18 protein-coding genes and 2 pseudogenes are annotated in these 20,016 nt (G+C 43.8%); all 20 read right to left on the bottom strand.

Features of this window, described 5'->3' with window-relative positions; all coding sequences use genetic code 11:
- Positions 1-5: 5 nt before the first annotated feature.
- A complete protein-coding gene (locus BLS16_RS14175) occupies positions 6-620 on the bottom strand; it encodes a hydrogenase (protein ID WP_092334236.1) in 615 nt (204 codons plus the stop codon).
- Positions 621-637: 17 nt separating this feature from the next.
- Positions 638-1,534: a respiratory chain complex I subunit 1 family protein gene (locus BLS16_RS14170; protein WP_092334234.1), complete on the bottom strand. Its 897-nt coding sequence runs from the start codon at positions 1,532-1,534 to the stop codon at positions 638-640.
- A gap of 2 nt (positions 1,535-1,536) precedes the next feature.
- Positions 1,537-3,555, bottom strand: a complete 2,019-nt coding sequence (gene hyfB, locus BLS16_RS14165) for a hydrogenase 4 subunit B (protein ID WP_092334232.1) — start codon at positions 3,553-3,555, stop codon at positions 1,537-1,539.
- Between the two features lie 701 nt (positions 3,556-4,256).
- The gene (gene nadE, locus BLS16_RS14160; RefSeq protein WP_092334230.1) at positions 4,257-5,024 is read right to left on the bottom strand and encodes an NAD(+) synthase; all 768 of its coding nucleotides are present in this window, start codon (positions 5,022-5,024) and stop codon (positions 4,257-4,259) included.
- Positions 5,017-5,628, bottom strand: coding sequence for a nicotinate (nicotinamide) nucleotide adenylyltransferase (gene nadD, locus BLS16_RS14155; protein ID WP_092334228.1), 612 nt, complete (start codon positions 5,626-5,628; stop codon positions 5,017-5,019). Before nadD ends, nadE begins: the two co-directional genes overlap by 8 nt.
- A 10-nt stretch (positions 5,629-5,638) precedes the next feature.
- Positions 5,639-6,988 (bottom strand): nicotinate phosphoribosyltransferase, encoded by a 1,350-nt coding sequence (locus tag BLS16_RS14150; RefSeq protein ID WP_092334226.1) that lies wholly within the window; start codon positions 6,986-6,988, stop codon positions 5,639-5,641.
- 31 nt (positions 6,989-7,019) lie between these two features.
- A complete protein-coding gene (locus BLS16_RS14145; RefSeq protein WP_092334225.1) occupies positions 7,020-7,655 on the bottom strand; it encodes a cysteine hydrolase family protein in 636 nt (211 codons plus the stop codon).
- Between the two features lie 113 nt (positions 7,656-7,768).
- Complete coding sequence (locus tag BLS16_RS14140) at positions 7,769-8,674, bottom strand: NUDIX hydrolase (RefSeq protein WP_092334223.1); 906 nt, start codon at positions 8,672-8,674, stop codon at positions 7,769-7,771.
- 255 nt (positions 8,675-8,929) lie between these two features.
- Positions 8,930-10,372, bottom strand: coding sequence for a sigma-54-dependent transcriptional regulator (locus BLS16_RS14135; protein WP_092334221.1), 1,443 nt, complete (start codon positions 10,370-10,372; stop codon positions 8,930-8,932).
- A 21-nt stretch (positions 10,373-10,393) separates the two neighbouring features.
- The gene (locus BLS16_RS14130; RefSeq protein WP_092334219.1) at positions 10,394-12,307 is read right to left on the bottom strand and encodes a PAS domain-containing sensor histidine kinase; all 1,914 of its coding nucleotides are present in this window, start codon (positions 12,305-12,307) and stop codon (positions 10,394-10,396) included.
- Positions 12,308-12,638: 331 nt separating this feature from the next.
- Positions 12,639-12,911: a GNAT family N-acetyltransferase gene (locus BLS16_RS23200; protein ID WP_143015536.1), complete on the bottom strand. Its 273-nt coding sequence runs from the start codon at positions 12,909-12,911 to the stop codon at positions 12,639-12,641.
- A gap of 3 nt (positions 12,912-12,914) precedes the next feature.
- The gene (locus tag BLS16_RS14125; protein ID WP_143015535.1) at positions 12,915-13,817 is read right to left on the bottom strand and encodes a radical SAM protein; all 903 of its coding nucleotides are present in this window, start codon (positions 13,815-13,817) and stop codon (positions 12,915-12,917) included.
- Positions 13,818-13,861: 44 nt separating this feature from the next.
- Positions 13,862-14,347 (bottom strand): annotated as a pseudogene (locus BLS16_RS24895) (peptidylprolyl isomerase); the annotation flags it as partial.
- A gap of 60 nt (positions 14,348-14,407) precedes the next feature.
- Positions 14,408-15,715, bottom strand: a pseudogene (locus BLS16_RS24320) (cell wall-binding repeat-containing protein); the annotation flags it as partial.
- A 224-nt stretch (positions 15,716-15,939) separates the two neighbouring features.
- Complete coding sequence (locus BLS16_RS14115; protein WP_092334215.1) at positions 15,940-16,224, bottom strand: DUF362 domain-containing protein; 285 nt, start codon at positions 16,222-16,224, stop codon at positions 15,940-15,942.
- Positions 16,225-16,271: 47 nt separating this feature from the next.
- Positions 16,272-16,583, bottom strand: coding sequence for a 4Fe-4S binding protein (locus BLS16_RS24890; RefSeq protein ID WP_176786176.1), 312 nt, complete (start codon positions 16,581-16,583; stop codon positions 16,272-16,274).
- Complete coding sequence (locus BLS16_RS14110) at positions 16,519-16,887, bottom strand: 4Fe-4S binding protein (RefSeq protein ID WP_092334213.1); 369 nt, start codon at positions 16,885-16,887, stop codon at positions 16,519-16,521. The genes BLS16_RS24890 and BLS16_RS14110 overlap by 65 nt, the downstream gene beginning before the upstream one ends.
- Positions 16,888-16,945: 58 nt before the next feature.
- A complete protein-coding gene (locus tag BLS16_RS14105; protein ID WP_092334211.1) occupies positions 16,946-17,407 on the bottom strand; it encodes a MarR family transcriptional regulator in 462 nt (153 codons plus the stop codon).
- Between the two features lie 697 nt (positions 17,408-18,104).
- Entirely contained in the window at positions 18,105-19,313 is a 1,209-nt protein-coding gene (locus tag BLS16_RS14100; protein ID WP_092334209.1) for an RtcB family protein, read from the bottom strand.
- 51 nt (positions 19,314-19,364) lie between these two features.
- Complete coding sequence (prfH, locus tag BLS16_RS14095; protein ID WP_092334207.1) at positions 19,365-19,985, bottom strand: peptide chain release factor H; 621 nt, start codon at positions 19,983-19,985, stop codon at positions 19,365-19,367.
- Positions 19,986-20,016: the final 31 nt, after the last annotated feature.

Here is a 20,016-nt window from a genome sequence, read left to right as displayed (position 1 = left end):
CGATATCACCCCTTTAACTCGTTTAAGATGCTGGTGTCTGTGGTCTCAAAGGAGTACTTAAGTCTATGAGTGAGAATTACCAAGACAACCACAGCAACCAGGATATCAAAGAAGATACCCATCTCGATGATCAGCGGCAAACCTTTGGTGATGGATAAACCTAAAAGGTACAGTCCGTTCTCCATGGTTATTAGACCGACAACCTGCATAATGGCCTGAGAGCGGGCGATGATCATCAAGAGACCGATCATCGTTAAAGCGATGGCAGCTCCCAAGGTTTCTCCCGCCATATGAGGTAGTACTTTATTGACAAACCCGTAGGAAACAATGATCGCCACAATCGCCAGGAGGAACGAGACGTTGAAGTTAGCGATTTCCCGTTCATGTTTTAATTGCAAGGTAACCCTCCAAAGGGAATAGACGATTAAACCAACTTTAATGACCGCCGTCAGCACAGCGGCGATATACATATGAAATTCCCCGGTCTTAAGACCGAATATCAAACAAGCCAGAGCCACAATCACCGATTGAAGCCCTAAGATACCGACAGCAGTCCGCAGAGAGGATACCCTGGTTAAAATGACCGCACCGGCTAAGAGCAGGATTGTTAATAGTGTCATGAATATTTCCCTCCTTGCTACATGGCGATAATCGCCAGTAGTGATAAGCAGCCGGTTGCGATCAACAATCCTGGCAATCTGAAAAGACGCATCTTGTTGGTACTGGTTTCAATACCGGCCAGGACAACCGCAATCACCAGGACCTTCAGGATCATCCAAACAACGGGGGGCAAGCTACCAACCGGGTTCCAGGGCAGAAAGAAGTTGACCATCAGCAGGATGGTAACCAGCTGCTTAATTGCGGAACCCCAAAAAATCAAACCAACTGAGCGTCCGCAATACTCTAAGACCATCCCTTCGTGAACCATGGTTAATTCCAGGTGTGTATCCGGGTTGTCCAGCGGGATACGTCCGGTTTCAGCGACAGTAAGAATCAGAAAAGCGATGGCTGCCAGGATGGCCGATAAGGAAATTCCAGAAGCTGCTGCGGCACCGGCCATTTGAGACATTACCGTGCTATTAGCACGCATAGCCACAGTGAACAAGGTCAGCATCATCACAGGCTCCACCAGAACATTGATAAACATTTCCCGGGAACCACCCATTCCGCCAAAGGTACTGCCGGCATCCAGGGAGGCCAGGGCCAGAAAGAACCTGCCCAGTGCCAGCATGTAGATCAAGACAAAGATGCTGTCATAGTGCAGACCACGGTCAAACAGGAGAGTCGGGGCCAAGGCTGCCGCTCCCAGGGCTGTGGCAAAGTAAATATAAGGTGCCGCCAAGAATATCCAGGAAACTGTCGGAGAAATTACATTATCTTTTTTGAAGTATTTCCTTAGGTCAAAGTAAACCTGAAAGTAACCGGGTCCCCTTCTGCTTTGCATTTTGCCCTTGGTGTTTTTAATCACACCGGCCACCAAAGGAGCCAGCACTGCCAGCACGACAACCTGAATGATCATGAACAATACCGACATGCTTACCACCTCACTCCCAGAATTAGGATAACCACCGTTACCAGCAGGACATAACCGATGTAATGCTGCAAATTACCGGATTGCAGGGGTTTGACACGGTTGACCAAGAACAAGATTCCTTTTTTGACCGGTCGATAAAGCCACACGTCGATCAAATAGCTAATCCCCACGGTCATTTTCATCTTAACCCCGTGGTAGGGATTAAGGGATTTATCGGCAGTAACCGTGTCTTTCGTGCGGAGAAAAGCCTTATAGGCCCGGCGAACGGGTTGGGCAAAGCCGGTGGCAGTGTATTCCATCCGGGCGTTAGGAATAATACCGCAGGTCCAGGTTTCACCTTCCACATTTTTCGGTTTGCCATTGAAGTTATAGACCAGCACAGCGGCAATCAGACCAAGAACCAGCATACCTACGACCACCGGCATGGCGATGACGCCATTGGCCTGGGGAATGTTAAAGGCTGCAGCATACCACTGGTGGTTGAACAGAGTGCTGACCTCAAGTCCGGCAAATTGGGATAAAACTCCCTGTAAAAGCTTGAGCATCCCTTGGGGCCAAACACCCAGGGCAAAACACATCAGGGACAGAAGGCCCATCCCGGTCAGCATTGTGGCGGGAACTTCTTTGGCCTGTTCCGCGTGTTTACTGCGGGGCTTGGCCAGGAAGGTTACTCCAAAGGCCTTAACAAAACAGTTAGCTGCCAGGGCCCCCGTTAAGCCCAGCAAAGCAATCAGAAGAACAGACCCTAAACGAGGAAGGATACCGGTTACTGCCTGAGGCAGATAGAAAAGTGACTGGTAGGTCAGCCATTCGCTGACGAAACCGTTCAGTGTCGGCAAAGCTGAGATTGCAGCGGCGCCGGTCAGGAAGAAAACTGCGGTATAAGGCATTTTCTTGATCAGTCCGCCCAGGTCCTCAATGTTTTTAGTATGGGTTGAGTATAGTACCGAACCGGCACCCAGGAAGAGCAGGGATTTAAAGACGGCGTGGTTAAAAAGGTGAAAAAGTCCTGCTGCAAAAGCCAGTCCCGCCAGAACAGGCTGATTGTTACTCATGAAGACCATACCCGCGCCAATACCCAGCAAGATGATACCGATGTTTTCCACCGAGCTATAGGCCAGCAAGCGCTTTAGGTCGTTTTGCATCAGGGCATATAAAACACCGAGGACTGAAGAGATAATGGCCAAGAAAAGAACCACCTCACCCCACCAGGCAGGTCCGACACCCAAGAACTCCAGGAAAAACCGGCACATACCATAAATTGCAGTTTTGATCATAATACCGGACATCAGAGCAGAGACATGGCTGGGTGCCGCCGGGTGTGCTTCAGGCAGCCAAATGTGCAGGGGGATCACACCTGCCTTGGTACCGAAACCAAGTAAAGCACAGAAAAAAACAATATTACGCATAGTACTTGTTAAGGAAGCACCTTTGAACATTTGGAAGTCCAAACTGTGCACTGTCATAGTAAGGATTAAAAAGGCCGTGGTAATAAAGACTGTTCCCAGGGTAGTCATCAAAATGTACTTATAGGCGGCCCGGGTGTTAGCTGTCTTTTCATATTCATGGTTGACCAGGAAGAAAGAAACTACGGTCATTAGCTCCCAGGCGATCAGGAAATAGGCCACCTGACTGACGGTCAAGACCAGAGCCATTGATAAGATAAAACAGTTATACAGGGCGGCCATTAATCCTAAACGCTGCTTGTAATACTCCCGGCTGTAGCCGAGAGCGTAAATACTGGCCGCTGTCCCTACAACTCCTAAGGCCAGCAGGAAAAAAGCAGACAAATTATCAATTCGGATGATTAACGATCCCACCGGCAATCCCATAGCATAAGTAAAAGTCACGCCGCCGGTCATAAATACTTCGACTGAACAGGCCACAATGGCTAAACAACCTAACACTGCTAAACCGTGAGCTAAAATGTTCGTTATTTTTGGGCTGCCGCTGGTAAGAATGGGCAGTATAATGCCTGCGCTAAACAGCAGCAGCATTACCAGATAGATATTTTCTGTCACGAAATTCACCACCTACTTATTGGTTTGTTAAATGAAAAGTATTCTTTGGAGTCACCGCTTCAGCGAAAATGTCCACCGGACACTTTCCCAAACCTCCGGGTAATACCTGGAGTGAACCAGTGGCTGCGCTTCCCACCCAAACTTTGTAGGTCTTACCGCCTCTCCATGCAATTCGTTCACTCCTGTGGGAGAAGCTGCCTTTCGGGTCTGCGAATTTTTGGGGATGTTTTCAGGGTAGATTTATAATGCCCGGGAGAATATATCCTTTAAGATCGACTTGGTAATTATTTCACTAGTTTGCCAGCTCCTTCCCCTGACAAATATTTAGCTGCTTCATGGTTGAGCGGTTTGACATTATACAACATTATTAAGCAAGAACCATGCCTAAATAATAGCTTCATATTGTTTCAGGCAACTATAGATCAAACCCGCATATTTTCTGGAATCGATGGGTTTTTGCAGCCAGATAAAAACTTATCATCTTCTGGGCAGACTATAAATGACGTATACGTTATTGGTATAGGTATGAAAATATTGCATGGTTCCGGATAAAAAATACCCTCACCACCATTCCAAGTGGTTCAGTTCTGGATTGAAAAATTAGAAATCGACACAAAAATAGCCGGATTTTAGCATTGCTCAAATCCCGGCTATTAAAAACTCAAGCCTAAATAGAACTTGAGTTATGGATTTTTAACCTACTATCCCTGCATAAATTCCTTGGAATCAAAAACTGGTGACACAATCGTCCCATAGCTATATGGCAACTGCCGTTTATGAGCGTTTTTGTGGTACGCTTTTCTAATTTTCTCGATGTTATCAGGCTTCGCGATACCTAATCGAATAAAGGTATCGATTTCTTTGTAGGTAATCCCCATTTCCCCTTCATCAGTTTGTCCTTCCCAGAGTCCGGCTGAAGGTGCTTTCTCAATAATCTCTTTTGGGATACCGAGTTCCTTGCCAAGTTCCACGACTTCAGTTGCTGTTAAGTCAGAAATCGGACAAAAGTCAAAGGAACCATCACCCCACTTGGTGAAATATCCCATCACAGCTTCCGAGAGATTATCGGTACCGGCCACCAAGTACCCCTTTTTTTGAGCAACGGCATAAAGTGTGGTCATACGAAGGCGCGGTTTAATATTTGCCGAAGCCATCAGAGAAAGAGGTCCTCCCAGTCCTTCTTTGAGGCTCTGAGACAGCGCTGAATAACTATCCTTGAGATTGACTTCGACTGTCTTAATGCCGAGTTGTTCAGCGACACGGAGCGCATCTTGTTTATCCGTTTCAACACTATCACAAGGCATGACCACACCCAGAACATTGTCTGTTGCCAATTTCGAAAGAGCAGCTACGGTGTTGCTGTCCTTTCCGGAAGACATTCCAATCACAATACCCTTGGCTCCGGCGTCTTTCAAGATACCTTTAATCCATTCCACTCGGTTTTTAATCTCTTCATTCCATTCACGCATTAAAACCCCATCCCTTCAAATTATTTTCCAAATAAAAGTACGTTGGTTCCGGTACAAGATAACGGACACTCTTACCGACTTTAAGCAAGTCACGGACATGAGTCGAATTTCCATCATTTCGTATATAGCCTTCAGGAATCAAAAAGCTTTCCAAATTTGCCAGGAGTGACGGGTTTTTCCGAATCATCTTTTTGGGGTTATTTCCATTCCGAGGAATAACAATAAAATAGTAATCATCCATAAGTTCTTGAAAATCGTTCCAGGTATCAATCAGCCATAAATTGTCGGAACCTATGACAAATGCGATGGGATGGTCCGGATACTGTTTTCGCAGCCTACGCAGTGAGTCAATCGTATTGAGCAGGGTTGTCGATTGGACCTCTATTTCAGAGACTTCAAACTTGGTGTTTGATTCACACGCCAGCTTTAACATCTCTACACGGTGTCCGGCCGACATGAGTCCACTCTTTTCATACAAATCGCTCACCGGTAAAAAGATAACCTTCTCAATGTCATAGAGATTGGTAATCTGTTCTGCTATCGCTAAATGAGCATTTGTTACAGGACTAAATGACCCACCAAATACTGCAATTAAGCGTTCCATCTCCTCACCCCTATTGAATTCTCTCAAGATTTGGGTTATCGCATGGGCCTCGGCCGACTTTATGCACTTCCACCCACGTGTCATCTAACTTTACTCGGACAATATCAGATGTGTAATCGTTATTCGTTTCATCCGAGTTTTCGAGAAGTGATGAGCCAACCCCGTAAATATCAACCGGCACACCTAATTCTTCAAACATCGTGATTTTTTTGGTGTTAAAGCCTCCTGTAACCACAATCCGAATCACATGGCACCATTCTTTAGCTACCTGAATAGCTTCAAAAGGAATATCCCATTGTTTAAAAGCATCATTTATCGCGTTGCGCAGTGCCCATATTAAACGTGGATTTACGCCACAGTCTAATTTCTTATCGCCCAGTGGAGGAATTGACACATCACGCATATTCCCCGAGGTATCTGGGCGAACGCCAAAGAGCTGATACTTTTGGGCTTCTTCTTTTTGACCCTCTTTTAAAAGACTCCAATACTTGTTGAACATCCTTTTCATCACCTCAAGAGTGTCGCCAAGGCAATCATTGTGATAATCTACGAGGGCAATCCTGGGAACTTCAACAGGCATAATCCGCGAAAATTGCATCATGGTTTCGGCCGTATCGCCGAGGAAAGCAGCGATGGATGCATGGGCTATTGTCCCCCCGGCTTTCCCTCCCCACCAATCACCTTGGTCGTCCGTAGAAACAAAGGTATTGGATGTATTACAGTATTTATCGTTATACGCTTGTACCGCCAATGAATAAGCATACCCGTGCAGGGCCTGCATTTTGTAGTGCACGAAACGAGCTGGAAAGAAGAGAATATCTTTCCCTTTAGCCGCTTTAAGAACATTAAAAACGTTTGTAGCTACCCGTGATGCCTCCGAAAGAGCCCCTAGGATTGGAGTTTCCAGTAAGGCGAAATAGCGATAAATTCCTCTCACTTTAAGCACGGGCTGTACGCTCATGGGGTTTCCATCGTATTTAACGAAGGTACCATCCTCAACAACTTCGATCTCAAGAGTATGATACATGTTAACAAAGTCACCCATATCATCATAATAACCGGTGCATTCTTTAAGAATAGTAAAAGCCTCGTCGACCCCAGCCACCAGACTATAGGGTTTTCGTCGAGTAAAAAATTGCATCTCAACGACAATATCACCGTTTTTTACTTGGGCCAATTTCTCCTCCGGAATATCTTGAAGGTCACTTTTGCCTTCAAACCCATAGTCTTCTTCAGATATAGTTTCGAGGATTTTGACAATATTTAAGAAATAGGCGTCAGAGTACCACCCTTTTCTCATCCGTTGAGTGTCAATTTTAAAGATTTCAGCCGGCAGTCGTTGACCATTAAAAACACTCATTTCCTCATCACTCCCCTTTCTTTCTATTCAACTAACGTCGAGAAATATACATTAGTCCGAGCATCTGATAAACGTCGCCATCATGAACACCTGGGATATCAAAGGTTTCCACGCCTTGGGTTAAAACGATCACCGAAGAGTCCCTGTTTCGACCGTCAAAATCTGCTTGAGCGGTTAGAGCAAATGAGGCGATACAAATATCCGTGCAATCACCAACAACGATGAATGTATTAATATCCGGATGGACATTCAGCCATTCTCGAAACTCCTCTTCAAGATAACCATTGATTGAGTTTTTATTAAAGACCCGACAAAGGCCTCGGAACTCATCCACAACTTCTGATTCCTTAGAGTTATACCCGCAGTGTATGGGATAGCGTTTGAATTCAGGACTTTCATTGGTGTGATTATCTGCAAAGGCTACGATGGAGATTCCATGATCGATGCAAATTTGCATGACTCTCCCGATTTCAGCGATAAGCCCTTCGATTCGGGGACTGTAAAGTGCACCTTCCTTGGCAAACCCGTTAACCATGTCAATGACCACAAGAACCGTTTTAGTTAGGTCTAGATCGCTGGCCGATAATGCCCCCAAGTTGTTAAGAACATCCACTTGTTTGCTGAGAACTTGATTCGCAAGTCCTAAAAAATCACCTTTGTCAAACACTTCAATTCCCCCTCAATAGTTTCTCGATGATAAGTCCTTTCAGCATGATAACCTCTCCTCCAATTCATAAATCCTGCAACAGCGATGATTAAAAACAAACCTCCTTCTTTCCTTCAAAAATTATCATCCTCATCCCAATTGGGGTTAAATCGAAAGAGTTCAGCCGGTTTATGTGCTTTTCCCCTTTGAAACTCTCCGGTCCCGTTTACCATCTTCTCGATCTTTAAACGAAATTGAGCTTTATAAAGTTTTTTACCAAGAATAACTTCATAGACTTTCTGCAATTCGCTTAGCGTGAAGCGATGGGGCATCAACCCAAAAGCAATATCGGTATAATCAACCTTGTTACGTAAGCGCTCGATACTGTACTGAATGATGCGCGCATGGTCAAAGGCAATTCCCGTCTGTTCCACAACTTCTCGCCTGTACTCAATAGTGGTGCCTTTTACAATCTTGATGATCTTAATGATCGCAGATAACGTTACTTCATCACTAATAAGTTCAAGCTGAACCCACTTCTGCTGAATAAAACCATCTTCTGAGAGAGTTTTTTCTTTTTTAAGTACAGTATCTTTAACCGTATACCACTTCGCATCAGACGCATCGTCACCAGCTTGAATATTAAACTTTGTGGAATCCAATAACGCTAAGTAAGAAATGCTGATCACCCGGGTTCTTGGATCACGATTTACTTCACCCCAGGTATATAACTGTTCCATGTAGCTGCAGTCTAGGTTGGTTTCTTCTTTAAGCTCTCTGATTGCTGCATGGTCAACATCTTCTTTAGGATTAACGAATCCCCCTGGCAACGCCCATTGGCCCAAATATGGGTGCCCACCACGCTTTATTAGAAGCACTTGGAGTTCTTGATTCGAAAGGTTTCGTTTGTTGACTTCATCATCACTGGTAATCGTGAAAATCGCAGTATCAACAGTTACAGAAGGTCTTTCAAATTTCCCCGTATCATAGCTCGTTAAAAATTCTTGTTCCGTAAGTCCTTGATGGTCTCTTAATTCCATTTGAAGCACCCCTTACTTAGTATTGAATCATTACCATCTGTTGTTAGTCTTATTTTAATACTATCTTATTCACACGTCAATAGTTAGTAATAAAAAAGTACTAACTATTTTTCGCAAAATATAAGCGCATTATTCCCGATTACTAATAAATAAAGAGGGCAATTTTGAGATGTCTCAAAATTGTCCTCTTTATTTATACCTCTTAAAATATAACTAACCAGCACCTTTCAGTTCCAATCGGAACTGAAAGGTGCTTTACTTCTTACCGGCAGCGTTTTTCTGCATTCTTTCAAGGCGGTAGTAAAGGGCTCGTACTGAAATTCCCAAATGTTGGGCGGCTTTTGTCTTGTTGCCCTTATATAGTCTCAGGGCTTCCTCAATCAGATCATCTATGTGTTCGTCAAGGTTAATCGGGTCAGGCGCTAAAGATCTGGTTTCCTTCTTCTCCTCTGTACCCTTGGGCGTAAGATTACTTAGGTGTTCTAAGGTTAACTCTTCATCATCAAACATAAAGGAAACCCATTCTATGGCGTTGCGAAGTTCCCGCACATTGCCCGGCCATTGATAGGACAAGAGAAACTTGGCAGCCGGTTCGCTGATCCTGCTAAAATGTTTCCCCCTGCGTTTGGAAAAGTCTGTTAAAAACATTAGGGTGAGTGGCAGAATGTCATCTGCTCTTTCACGCAAGGGAGGAATTAAGATCCGCCCTACTTTGAGCCGATAGTATAAATCTTTACGGAACATACCGTCCTCAATTTGCTTTTCAAAGTCCAAGTTTGCGGTACAAATAATCCGCACATCTGTTTTAATCTTCTTCAAGCCACCAACACGATAGAAACTTTTTTCTTCTAATACACGCAGTAGTTTAGCTTGCAGTTCCAAAGGCAATTCGACTATTTCATCCAAAAACAGGGTGCCGCCGGCGGCAATGTCAAATTTACCTTTTTGCCCTTTGTTCACTCCCCCGGTAAAAGAACCGCCTTCATAACCGAATAGCTCACTTTCAAATAAGGTGGGGGAAATAGCAGCACAGTTTATATCTACAAAGGGACCCGGGGTTTCCATATTTCCATAGTGGATGATGCGGGCAATTACCTCTTTCCCCACCCCCGTTTCACCTTGAATAAGTACCGGCACCATTCGATCCGTGTGATATTGCTGGGCATGCTTGACCAGGCTTTGCATTACGTCAGAGAAAACCCCAATATTTTCGATCCCGGCCTGTTTAGCAACCAGCTGCTTAAGGTGGGTTAATTGATGTTCAGCGTCCCTGGTGGCCTCTTTTAACTTCTCATCAAAGTGCTCCGTAAGCACTTTATTTTCATAGAGGAGATTCTGGTGTTCCTCAACACGTTCCAGGATGGACGTTAATTCCTTAAAGTTAATGGGCTTGGTCAAATAATCATAAGCTCCTGCCCTTAAAGCAGAAATGGCCAGAGATACGTCGACAAAACCTGTATAAAGAACCAGGTCTGCTTTGGGTTCCCTGTCTAAGGACTTAATTGCCTCGATCAGTTCTATACCTGACATGCCGGACATTTTTATGTCTGATAAAACCATCTGAAAGCGGTTCTCTTTGTAAACTTCCAAAGCTTCTTCGCCGGAATCACACTCGATGATAGTATGACCATGGAGAGCTAAGTAGTTGGCTAAAAATGACCTGCTCTCCCGTTCATCGTCTACAAGTAAAATCTTCACAGATTATCGCCTCCATGATGCTTAACAACTAGGAAAGGTAATATGAATACACGCTCCGCCACTGGGGTTATTAGCCACTGAAATCGTTCCGTTACTTGACATGACAATCGAATGAACAATCGACATCCCCAGGCCCATTGAGCTGCTGGCATCCTTGGTACTGAAAAATGGTTCAAATATTTTTTGGGCAATCTCCGGGTCAATCCCTGGTCCATTATCGCTAACGGTTAGGTGGATTTTATGGTCTGCTACCCAGGTACTGATCTCGATTTCTTTTTGTTCCTGTTTATAGGGTTCTAAGGCCTGTACAGCATTCATTAGTAAGTTTAACACAACTTCCTCAAAACGAACAAAGCAGCCACAGACTGGTAAAACAGCCTCTAGTTTTTTGGTTACTTTGATGCGCTTTGATAAGATCTGATTATTTACCAGGGACAAGGAATTTTCCACCACTTCGTTGATATCACAGGGTATATACTCAAAACTCTGGCTATATTTAAGGAAGGAACGCAAGTGGTTTACGATGGAATCGATGCGGTCAACCTGCCGGGATATATTCGTGACACTTTTTATGATCTCTTCTGTCGATACCTCTTTCCTGGAGTTATAGAGATAGAGGATTGTTTCTGCCAAAACCTTAATGGCATTTAAAGGTTGGTTAATTTCGTGAGCAATTCCTCCGCCGATAACGGCCAGGGTGGCAACCCTGGAAGCCCTTTCAGTTGCTTCTCTGGCTTCGGCAATTTTTAATTCCGCTTTTTTTTGGGCAGTTATATCTCGTCCCACAGACTGGTATTCCACGATTTCACCATGCTCATTGAGGATAGCCCGGTTCACCCACTGGGTCCAATGTACTTTACCTTGATTGTCAACAAATCTCGGTTCCGTAACCACAACAGGGTTTTCCGGGGTCAAAGCGTAAACTTTTCTCCTGATTTCCTCCCGGTCATCGGCGCGAATAAACGTAGTAAAATTTTGCCCAATAATTTCTTCGACAGGTTGCCCGATAAATTTGGCAAAGGACCCATTGACAAACGTGAGGGTTCCATCAGTGTTAAACCGCCTGATCAGTTCAACCTGATCCTCCACAATTGCCCTGTATCTGGCTTCACTTCTTTTGAGCTGCTGCTCTACTTGTTTTCGGTTTGTGATATCCCTGCCAACGGATTGATACTCAACTATTTGCCCGCTCTCGTTAAAGACAGCCCGATTTGTCCACTGCTGCCAAACAACTTCTCCATTAGGTCTGATAAAGCGGCGCTCAGCGATAGCCACCGGATTATCTTTGTTAAGCGAGGAAATCTGCCTTTGGACAGTTTCCCGATCCTCCGCCGGAAATAATTCCATGAAATTTTGGCCCAGTAATTCATCCATGTCCTTACCATAGTATTTGCAGAAGGCACTATTGAGAAAGGTCAGGGTACCGTCCGGTCGAAAACGCCTGATCAGTTCTATCTGATCTTCTACCACTGCCTGGTAGCGGGCCATACTTTCCTTTAAAGCCTGTTCAGTCTGCCTGTACTTGGTAATATCCCGGGCAATCCCTTGCAGTCTGCCGTCGGAAAGTATATTAATTGTTAATTCACACAAGAAAACAGAGTTATCTTTTCGCTGGCACCATAATTCTTCAACAATTTTCTTACCTTCTTTAATATTAGCAACAAGTTCATACCCGTTATTCAGGCTATCCGTAACAATTAACTCAACGAGATTTTTCTCTCTAAGTTCCTCCTTAGCATAGCCAAACATTGAGCAGAGGCAGGAATTTATGTTTATCAGGCGGTATTCGCAATCAGTTACAAAGATGCCCACACCGGCTTGATCGACTAATACCCGGTATAATTCATTGCTTTGATGATAGGGTTCCATTTTTGGGGATATATCTATAGATTGATTAGCAGCGCGTTTGATTTTTCGTCTGTATTGTCTTGACATTTACATAAACTCCTTTGACATGACTGTGAGAATGCTTTATACGAAGACACTGTCTTCGCACGGTTTAAACCTTCTTGCAGACTAAATAGAAATTCGCTATTTATGCCATCAAACCCTTTAACATAACCGATTCCAATGAAAAGACCATTGAGATTAATTATTTTAATTCCATGTATTTACGGAAACTATAAGTCCTGAAATTATCTAAAGAGTAAAAGCACCTGCTTAATTTTACAGGTGCCCCTAATACTCAAAACTACTATATAAAATAAATGCTACCAAGCAATTTGTTCAGGGGACTCCCATTTAAGACTGCTATCTCACCCCTCCATCATCGTTTCCCTATACAATAGCCGACATGAACCATTGCAATGCGTTCATCCATTCTAACAATGCTAATGCTTCCTATAGGCTCTTGTCCATTTTCCTTGAGCACAATCGCCCATTGATAGAATGAATCGTTTTCATATTTACCAATCCAGTCTTCCAGTACATCGGCTGAAACATTGACATTACTATGCGGAGGCCAGGTTAGATATTGGGTTTGTCCTGGCAAGTCATAAACCGTATCCAGTTTGACAGCAGCGTTTACGAGGAAAACCATCAGTTATAATCTAAGGCTTAAGTTACCTTCCGGCCCCTTTTTTAGGTGCGCCGAATCCAAGTAGTCCTTGCTTATGGAGTTTAAGCCATCCTGCAACGCTGCAAGCAGGTCCTGCTTGTCTTCCGGAAGATGGCCATAAACCGGTACGGCGTTGGAGGGATGCAAGCCGTAGAAAATCGTGTTCTCCAGGTTGAGCATGCCTAACATGGCTGCTTCTTCATCAATGGTTTCACGAAGGGTGCTTTCGGTAAATGCTCCGCTCTGGATGAGTTCCTCCATTCTGGTTCCGGGTTCCAGGTGTAAACCCCCGACGAAGATGAGTCGGGGTTTAATTTCGTTAAGCAGTTGACTGCTGGCCTGTGCATGCTGTAAACCCTTACCCCCACCGGCTCCCCCCAGGATGATATTTACGCTATAGTCGATGCCGGCAACTTGCAGACGCCTTAATTGTCTTTTGGCTTCCTCTAGGGTGAATCCCTTATTAAAACATTCGAGAACCTCAGGCAAACCAGATTCTACCCCGATGTTAAGGTCGTTGATTCTTAAGTTCCGCAATTCCTTCAGTTCTTCATCGGTTTTATTGATTATATTATTAATAGAGGCATACATGGCGATGGTTTCGACCTCAGGTAAAATCTCATGGATTTTTTGCCCTATGGCTTTGAGCTTGTCGGCGCTTAAGGCGAAGGGGTCTCCATTGACCAGGAAGATGCGCTGCACATAGGGATAATTGTGGCGTGCTTCCTTCAAGTCTGCTTCAATTTGCTCAAGGGTTTCGATTTGGAAGGGAACATCCTGATACATGCTGCAAAAGCTGCACTGGTTATGGCTGCACCCCGAAGTGACCTGCAGCAGTAAGGATTTTGCCTCAAAGGGCGGGCGATAAATGGTGCCGGTGTATTTCAAATGAATCACTCCTCATGTAGGGTTTCACTTATTTCTATAATGGGTTAGTCATAGTTTGGCGGATTATAACCTGGAGCATATTCTATTTCTGACTGCTTCAGCAGATTATCCCAAAACGTATCATACTTCTCAATTTTCATCTGGTTCGACAAAAGTTCCTCTGCTTTAGTTTTCACTTCATCATAAGCTGGGAGGGTTACCGGCGTATGTGCTTTAACCAGGATTACATGATAACCAAAAGCTGTTTCCACAGGGTTTTCTGAAAATGTACCCACTTTTTGTGCAAACGCAGCTGACTCAAATTCGGGAACCATTTGTCCCCTTGTAAAGGACCCGAGATACCCGCCGGAATCTTTTGCACTAGGATCTATGGACTTTTCTCTGGCGAGAGTGGCGAAATCCGCCCCGGCATTAAGTTGGGCAATAATTTCTTTGGCTTCATCTTCACATTCAAGTAAAATATGGCTGGCTGTTACAGTTTCAGACTGACTAAAATAGGCACTATTTTCCTCATAAAACGACTTTACTTCATTTTCACTGACCTTAACGTCCGCTGTTATTTTCGAGTATAGAGCTATGGAGTTCCTTAAGTCCAGTTCCGTTATACCTCCACTGTCTAGAGCGTCGTAAAATGTAACATCACCCATAAACTTCTTTGTCTCTTCTACCTTGGTTTTCACTAATGGATCATCCGCTGTAAGTTGTTGCTTTGTCATCTCTTGGGAGATGAGCCTGCTTTCGACCATACGATCCAGCAACTGGCTTTTAAGCAGGGGTAAAGCCTTCCGCCCCTGGTCTGAATCAAATCTCATGCCTTGTTTCTCCAAGACATCTTGCGCAACAGCCAGACGAGTCTCAAGATCCTGAATCAAAATTGATTCACCATTGACTTTGACTGCCCAGTCAACCACCGCTGCCTTGGGATCAACACTCCCGACATTAAGCCCAGCCCTCAGGGTTTCAGGGACAACAGCTTCCCCTCCGATAGCTGTAACAAAGCTGCTGTCATCGAGTTTATCTTTTATAAAATTCCCTACTGCTGGAAAGGTTCCGTCTGTAAGTACAATGGCAGAACTGGTTTTAGCTGCCAGAGGAGCCCCGGCAAGGGCGTCAATCCCCGTTTCACCATTAGCTATGTAGATATTACCATAAGTGAGAGAAGCTTCGAAGTCTTGAATGACTTGATAATTAGTATCGTAGGCCGTTTTTCCGGCATGTCTGGTTGCATTGGGAAGGAGTGCTTTGACATTTTCACTAATGACGCCTGTTCCCCCAATAACATCACTTGATGTAATGCTGGGGTTCTCCGCCAAGTACGCTCCTACACAGGCAGGAAGTGCATTTTTGTCAGTTAAGAGAATCGGCTCATTGTCAGCAGCAGCAATTGCAGCGATGGAAATAGCATCCTGCAGGCCGTTAGCAACAGCAACTTTAGTGACTCCAACCATTCTTTTAGCGATATTGACGGATGTTTCGTATTGATCGGCACCACCCAGAGGTACAACAGTAATCCCCATATCTGTCAGCTCATTGAGAACTGTCTGGCTGATTACAGCCGTTCCACTTGTCACATAAACTGTTTTTACGGCGAGTTTATTAAGTTCTGCTTTGGTATCAGAATCCAGGGCACCAGCTCCTGTGAGAAGAATAGGAGCATTTAAGTAGGAAGCGAGGGGTCCGGCAGTCAGAGCGTCAACCATACCATAAGAAGTTGAAGAGGCCAAAATTGCTGTGCCGGTCCAACCGGTTTGCTCAGCAATTGCCACTGCAGTTTTTGCAGCTGTGGTACCTGCTAAGCGGGTTGGTACTGCACTCTCAGCAAAAGCACTTAAAGGAACTATCATAAGTGCTAAACTGGAAATAGTGAATGATGCTAAGGCCTTTTTAGTTAGTTTCATGAATTGATTATCTCCTCTCAATTCTTGTCTCCCAGGAGTACCTTTCTTTACTAACAAATTCTTTATGTTTTTCCATAATCCTCTTTGAGATAATTTTTAGGCCTTATATTTCCAACCTTTATGTAAAGCACATGTTATATTATAAATATTTAATGCCTAGCCCAATTGAACTGCGCTGTCCAATTCGGGCTAGGCACATTTATTGTTTTCATTTTTCGTATTTGTTAATCCGTTAATGGCCTGTCCTTGTTAATATCCAACCTTTGTATTGCCTTATACTTGCACCATTTCACACAGGTTCCGCATTTTATGCACTTTTCTTCATCGATCACATAGGCTGCTTGGCCACGTTCTCCGCTGATCGCCCCGACCTTGCAGACTTTTCTACATCGGTCGCAGCTCCGGCATTCCTCAGCGTTAATCTGATACTGATAGAGAGCTGTGACTGGATTTGTTTTTGGCTTCTCTTCTGCATTCTTGGTGAGACGAGACAGTATATTCTTTAGCATTTTGCCCCTTCTTTCTTTAATCCAGGATCGCTCTCTTTACTAATGGCTTACTTCTCGGATTCAATGACTCTCGCTGTGGTTTTGATCTTAGCGTTCCGGCTATCAGCACTGGGGTTCAAAAATAACGATGTTATGGCTTTGGTCGGGCAATTCTTTTTGCATTTGCCGCAACGGATGCATTCTATGTGGTTCGGTGTTTTATAGGGTTCAATATCCATTTTACAAACATTCAGACATAATCCGCATTGGGTGCAGTGATCCTGATTGACCTTGTATTGGCCGAAAGGCAGCCGATTACACCAACCAAGGATTAGGCCCGCAGGGCAAAGATATTTGCACAGCGGACGGACTAATAACAATACACAACAGGGCAAACCCAGCCCACCCGATTGCTAAGCCCGCATTAAATGGTTGCGTTTCATGAGAAGCGGTAGCGTAACCGAACAGATTGGCGGCTACCATCAAGATTAGTAAGACATATTTCAAATACCTTAAGTACTTATCCCCTTTGAAAGAGAAAATCTTTTTCGGAAATGGTATCTTATTCAGCAAGTCTTGCATAAGTCCGATGGGACATATTCTGCCACAGAAGAATCTGCCGTATAAAACACTCAATAATACAAAAAAGATAGTCAGCAATACGGTTGAAATATTCTCTGCCACTTATCTACCTCCAATATTGGCGCGTTATCATAGCGCCATTTTATCTCATGAAACAGCATTAATTTTCTTCTATCTGATCAGCCAATTCACTGTCAAATAGAGCGCTAATTTCTGTAAAGAACCGTAATAATGTAGCTTGCTCATCGTCGCTGTAGTGTTCTAAAAAGGCCAACCACTCTTGTCTGGCTTTGTTATGAATTTTTTTATGCTGGTCATAGACAGTCTTTCCGCGCTCAGTCAGTTGAAAATAAATTTCTTTGTTATTGTCCGGCTCCTGGTAGCTCTCTATTAAGCCCTTACCTAGTAACCTTTTGCTGATTCTGCTGATGCCTCCCCGCGTCAGGCCCATCTTTTCGGAAATTTTTGTGACATTCGGATGGTCAATCATACCAATCCAGTCAATACAGTGGACTTCCGCAAAGCTGAGTTCAGCCAATAGTCCCTCTTGTTTATGTTGGAGTAAGTCCGAGTTCTCCTGTATTTTCATAAAAATGTCTAAGATTCTCAGCGCTTGATTCATGTGGTCTCTCCTTTTTGTTGACGGTGTAACAATAATGTATCATGATTTTGTTCCATCGTCAACAAAAAGGTTAACAAAAATAGATGGCGCAACGGACTTTCCAGCTGTGCCACTTTCTCGCCGAAGCGTTACTGGTTGATATCGCTCCATCCTTTTCTCGTCTCGGACAGACAGTTCGACAGGGTTCTTCACACAAGTGTGAAACAATCTGAGGAAAGCCTACTGCATCATGGTAGGTTCTGAAGGCACCATTAGTCAAAGATTTTGGGTAGTAACGCGCTATCCCTTGGAACGCACATGAAAATGACCACGTATTGAGACGTAGTCATTTTTTAATGATAAACTGATTTATTAGAGTGGTCGGCGTCAAAAGTGCGGAATAGACCGAACCTTTGTTGTGAGGCGGTTTATTTTCGTTTATGGAATGAAAGTATTAACACTATCAATGTTGCAAATGAAATCAAATCATCAGCATCAAAGTCTGGTATACTTCCATAGCATCACCACCCTTCGGAGGAATGCCGACCGCCCTGCAAGCCTTTTTCTGTTACGAATAAATTATAGTATACAAACACTCAATTTTGGGTGCTTTTTATTCTATCTAAAAGGAGGTTTGTATACCATCTCCACTCCACACAGCTTGACAGCTTGCATATATCTATCACAATACATATAAATGATGGTCTGAATATCTTTCTTAATTCTCTTCTCCAGCCTTAAAGTTATAAATCGGCTGAATAACTTTCACAATATCCGCTGTTGGGCCAATATGCTTTACGATGTCATCCATTGTCTTATAAGCCATGGGACACTCATCCAAGGTTTCTTTACTGACAGAAGTCGTATAGACCTCCTTCATCTGTTTTTTAAAGTCTGAAAGGGTAAAACTTTGTTTGGCAATCGTCCTGCTCATGAGCCTGCCTGCACCATGAGGAGCAGAAAAGTTCCAATCCTCATTGCCTTTGCCAACACAGATGAGGCTGCCATCCCTCATATTGATGGGAATTAATAGTTTTTCTCCTTTCTTTGCGGACACGGCACCTTTTCGTAAGATCATCGTGTCGGTGTCAATGTAATTATGAGTCGTAGTAAACTGCTCCACTACGTCTAATTTCATTCCTTTCACGATCTCCGTAATCATGGCTTTCCGGTTGAGTACTGCAAACTGCTGGACAATTTTCATATCATGAATATAGTCTTCAAACAGGCTCCCAGTCACATAAGCAAGAGGAAAGGGAATTTCGGTCAGCACCTGATTTTTAAATTCCTTTAAGGCCTTCTGGATTTCCTTATCACGGCCTTCAGACTTTAAACGGCCAACGAGTGCTTCCATATCTGATTTATCATTATGGTTCAACTGCTTATACCCAGCATCTTGATAATATTTTGCCACCTCAAGTCCTAAGTGGCGGCTCCCTGAATGAACTACAACATATAAGCTGCCCGTCTCATCCTTATTAACTTCAATAAAATGATTGCCGCCACCTAATGTCCCAATACTTTTTTCTGCTCTGTCCAATTGCACTGCTTTAGGACAACGAAGCCCTGTTAAATCAATTTGTTCGTTATACCGATGGGGTGTCTTCCGCACTTTAAAACCTGAGGGTATGTTCTCATAAATTAACTTATCTAACTTTTGCAGTTCCAATCGTTTGTTGCTGATTGAGATAGTTTCCATACCGCAACCGATATCTACCCCCACTAAGTTAGGAACTACTTTATCCGCAATTGTCATGGTGGTTCCAATTGTGCAACCAGCTCCGGCATGCACATCAGGCATAATCCGGATTTTGCTCGTCTTTACAAACTCCTGATTACAAAGGGTTTCAATCTGTGAAGCAGCCCCTTCTTCCAGAATATCCGTATACACCTTCGCTATATTATATTTCCCTTCTATTTGCATCATTTTTATCCACCGTTCCATTTCTATGTTAAATAACCTGGTCACCTAGCTTCATCAATTATCCAGGATTAGTATTGGCTTAAACTCCTTGCCTTCATAAACTCTCATGGGGTTACCTCTGGTAAGCAGGTTGTGCTGCCTCCACAAAGATTCTTTATGGCTACTGTTATTATCTTCATTTTTCCCCTCGATAAGACTTGCCAACCTGGCAAAAGCCAGTTTTTTATTCATATACTGTGATCGTTCCTCACTGGCTGTAACTGTTAGCCCAGTGGGAATGTGAACCGCCCTGACTGCCGTTTCTACTTTATTTACATTTTGGCCACCCGGCCCGGAACTTCGCATGGCGACAATTTTTACATCATTTTCCTTAAAGTTGAACCTTTCAGCCGATTGATATACTTCAATATTAATATACCAATTCTTTCTTCGATGGTTAGGCCTGTAGGGGCTTTGACAAATCCAGAGGATTGTACCCTTCGTGCTGTCAGTATCACCTTTAAATTCCTGCGGATCGATGGATATAAGAACAGATTTAAAGGTACCGTTGTAATGTCCGGTTACTGAATCAATGACTCTTGTAGTTTTGCTTTCTTTCAGTATTGTTTTCAAGAAAAGACCTACTGCCAGTTCACATTCAACAGGACCTTTCCCTGAGCTAATTTGCATCCACATTTCTGGAACCTCCTCGACTTATGAAAAGAAA

Source organism: Desulfosporosinus hippei DSM 8344 (assembly GCF_900100785.1).
GTDB lineage: Bacteria > Bacillota > Desulfitobacteriia > Desulfitobacteriales > Desulfitobacteriaceae > Desulfosporosinus > Desulfosporosinus hippei.
The sequence above is the reverse complement of the archived record's forward strand: the minus strand, read 5'-3'. Positions and strand labels throughout refer to the sequence as shown.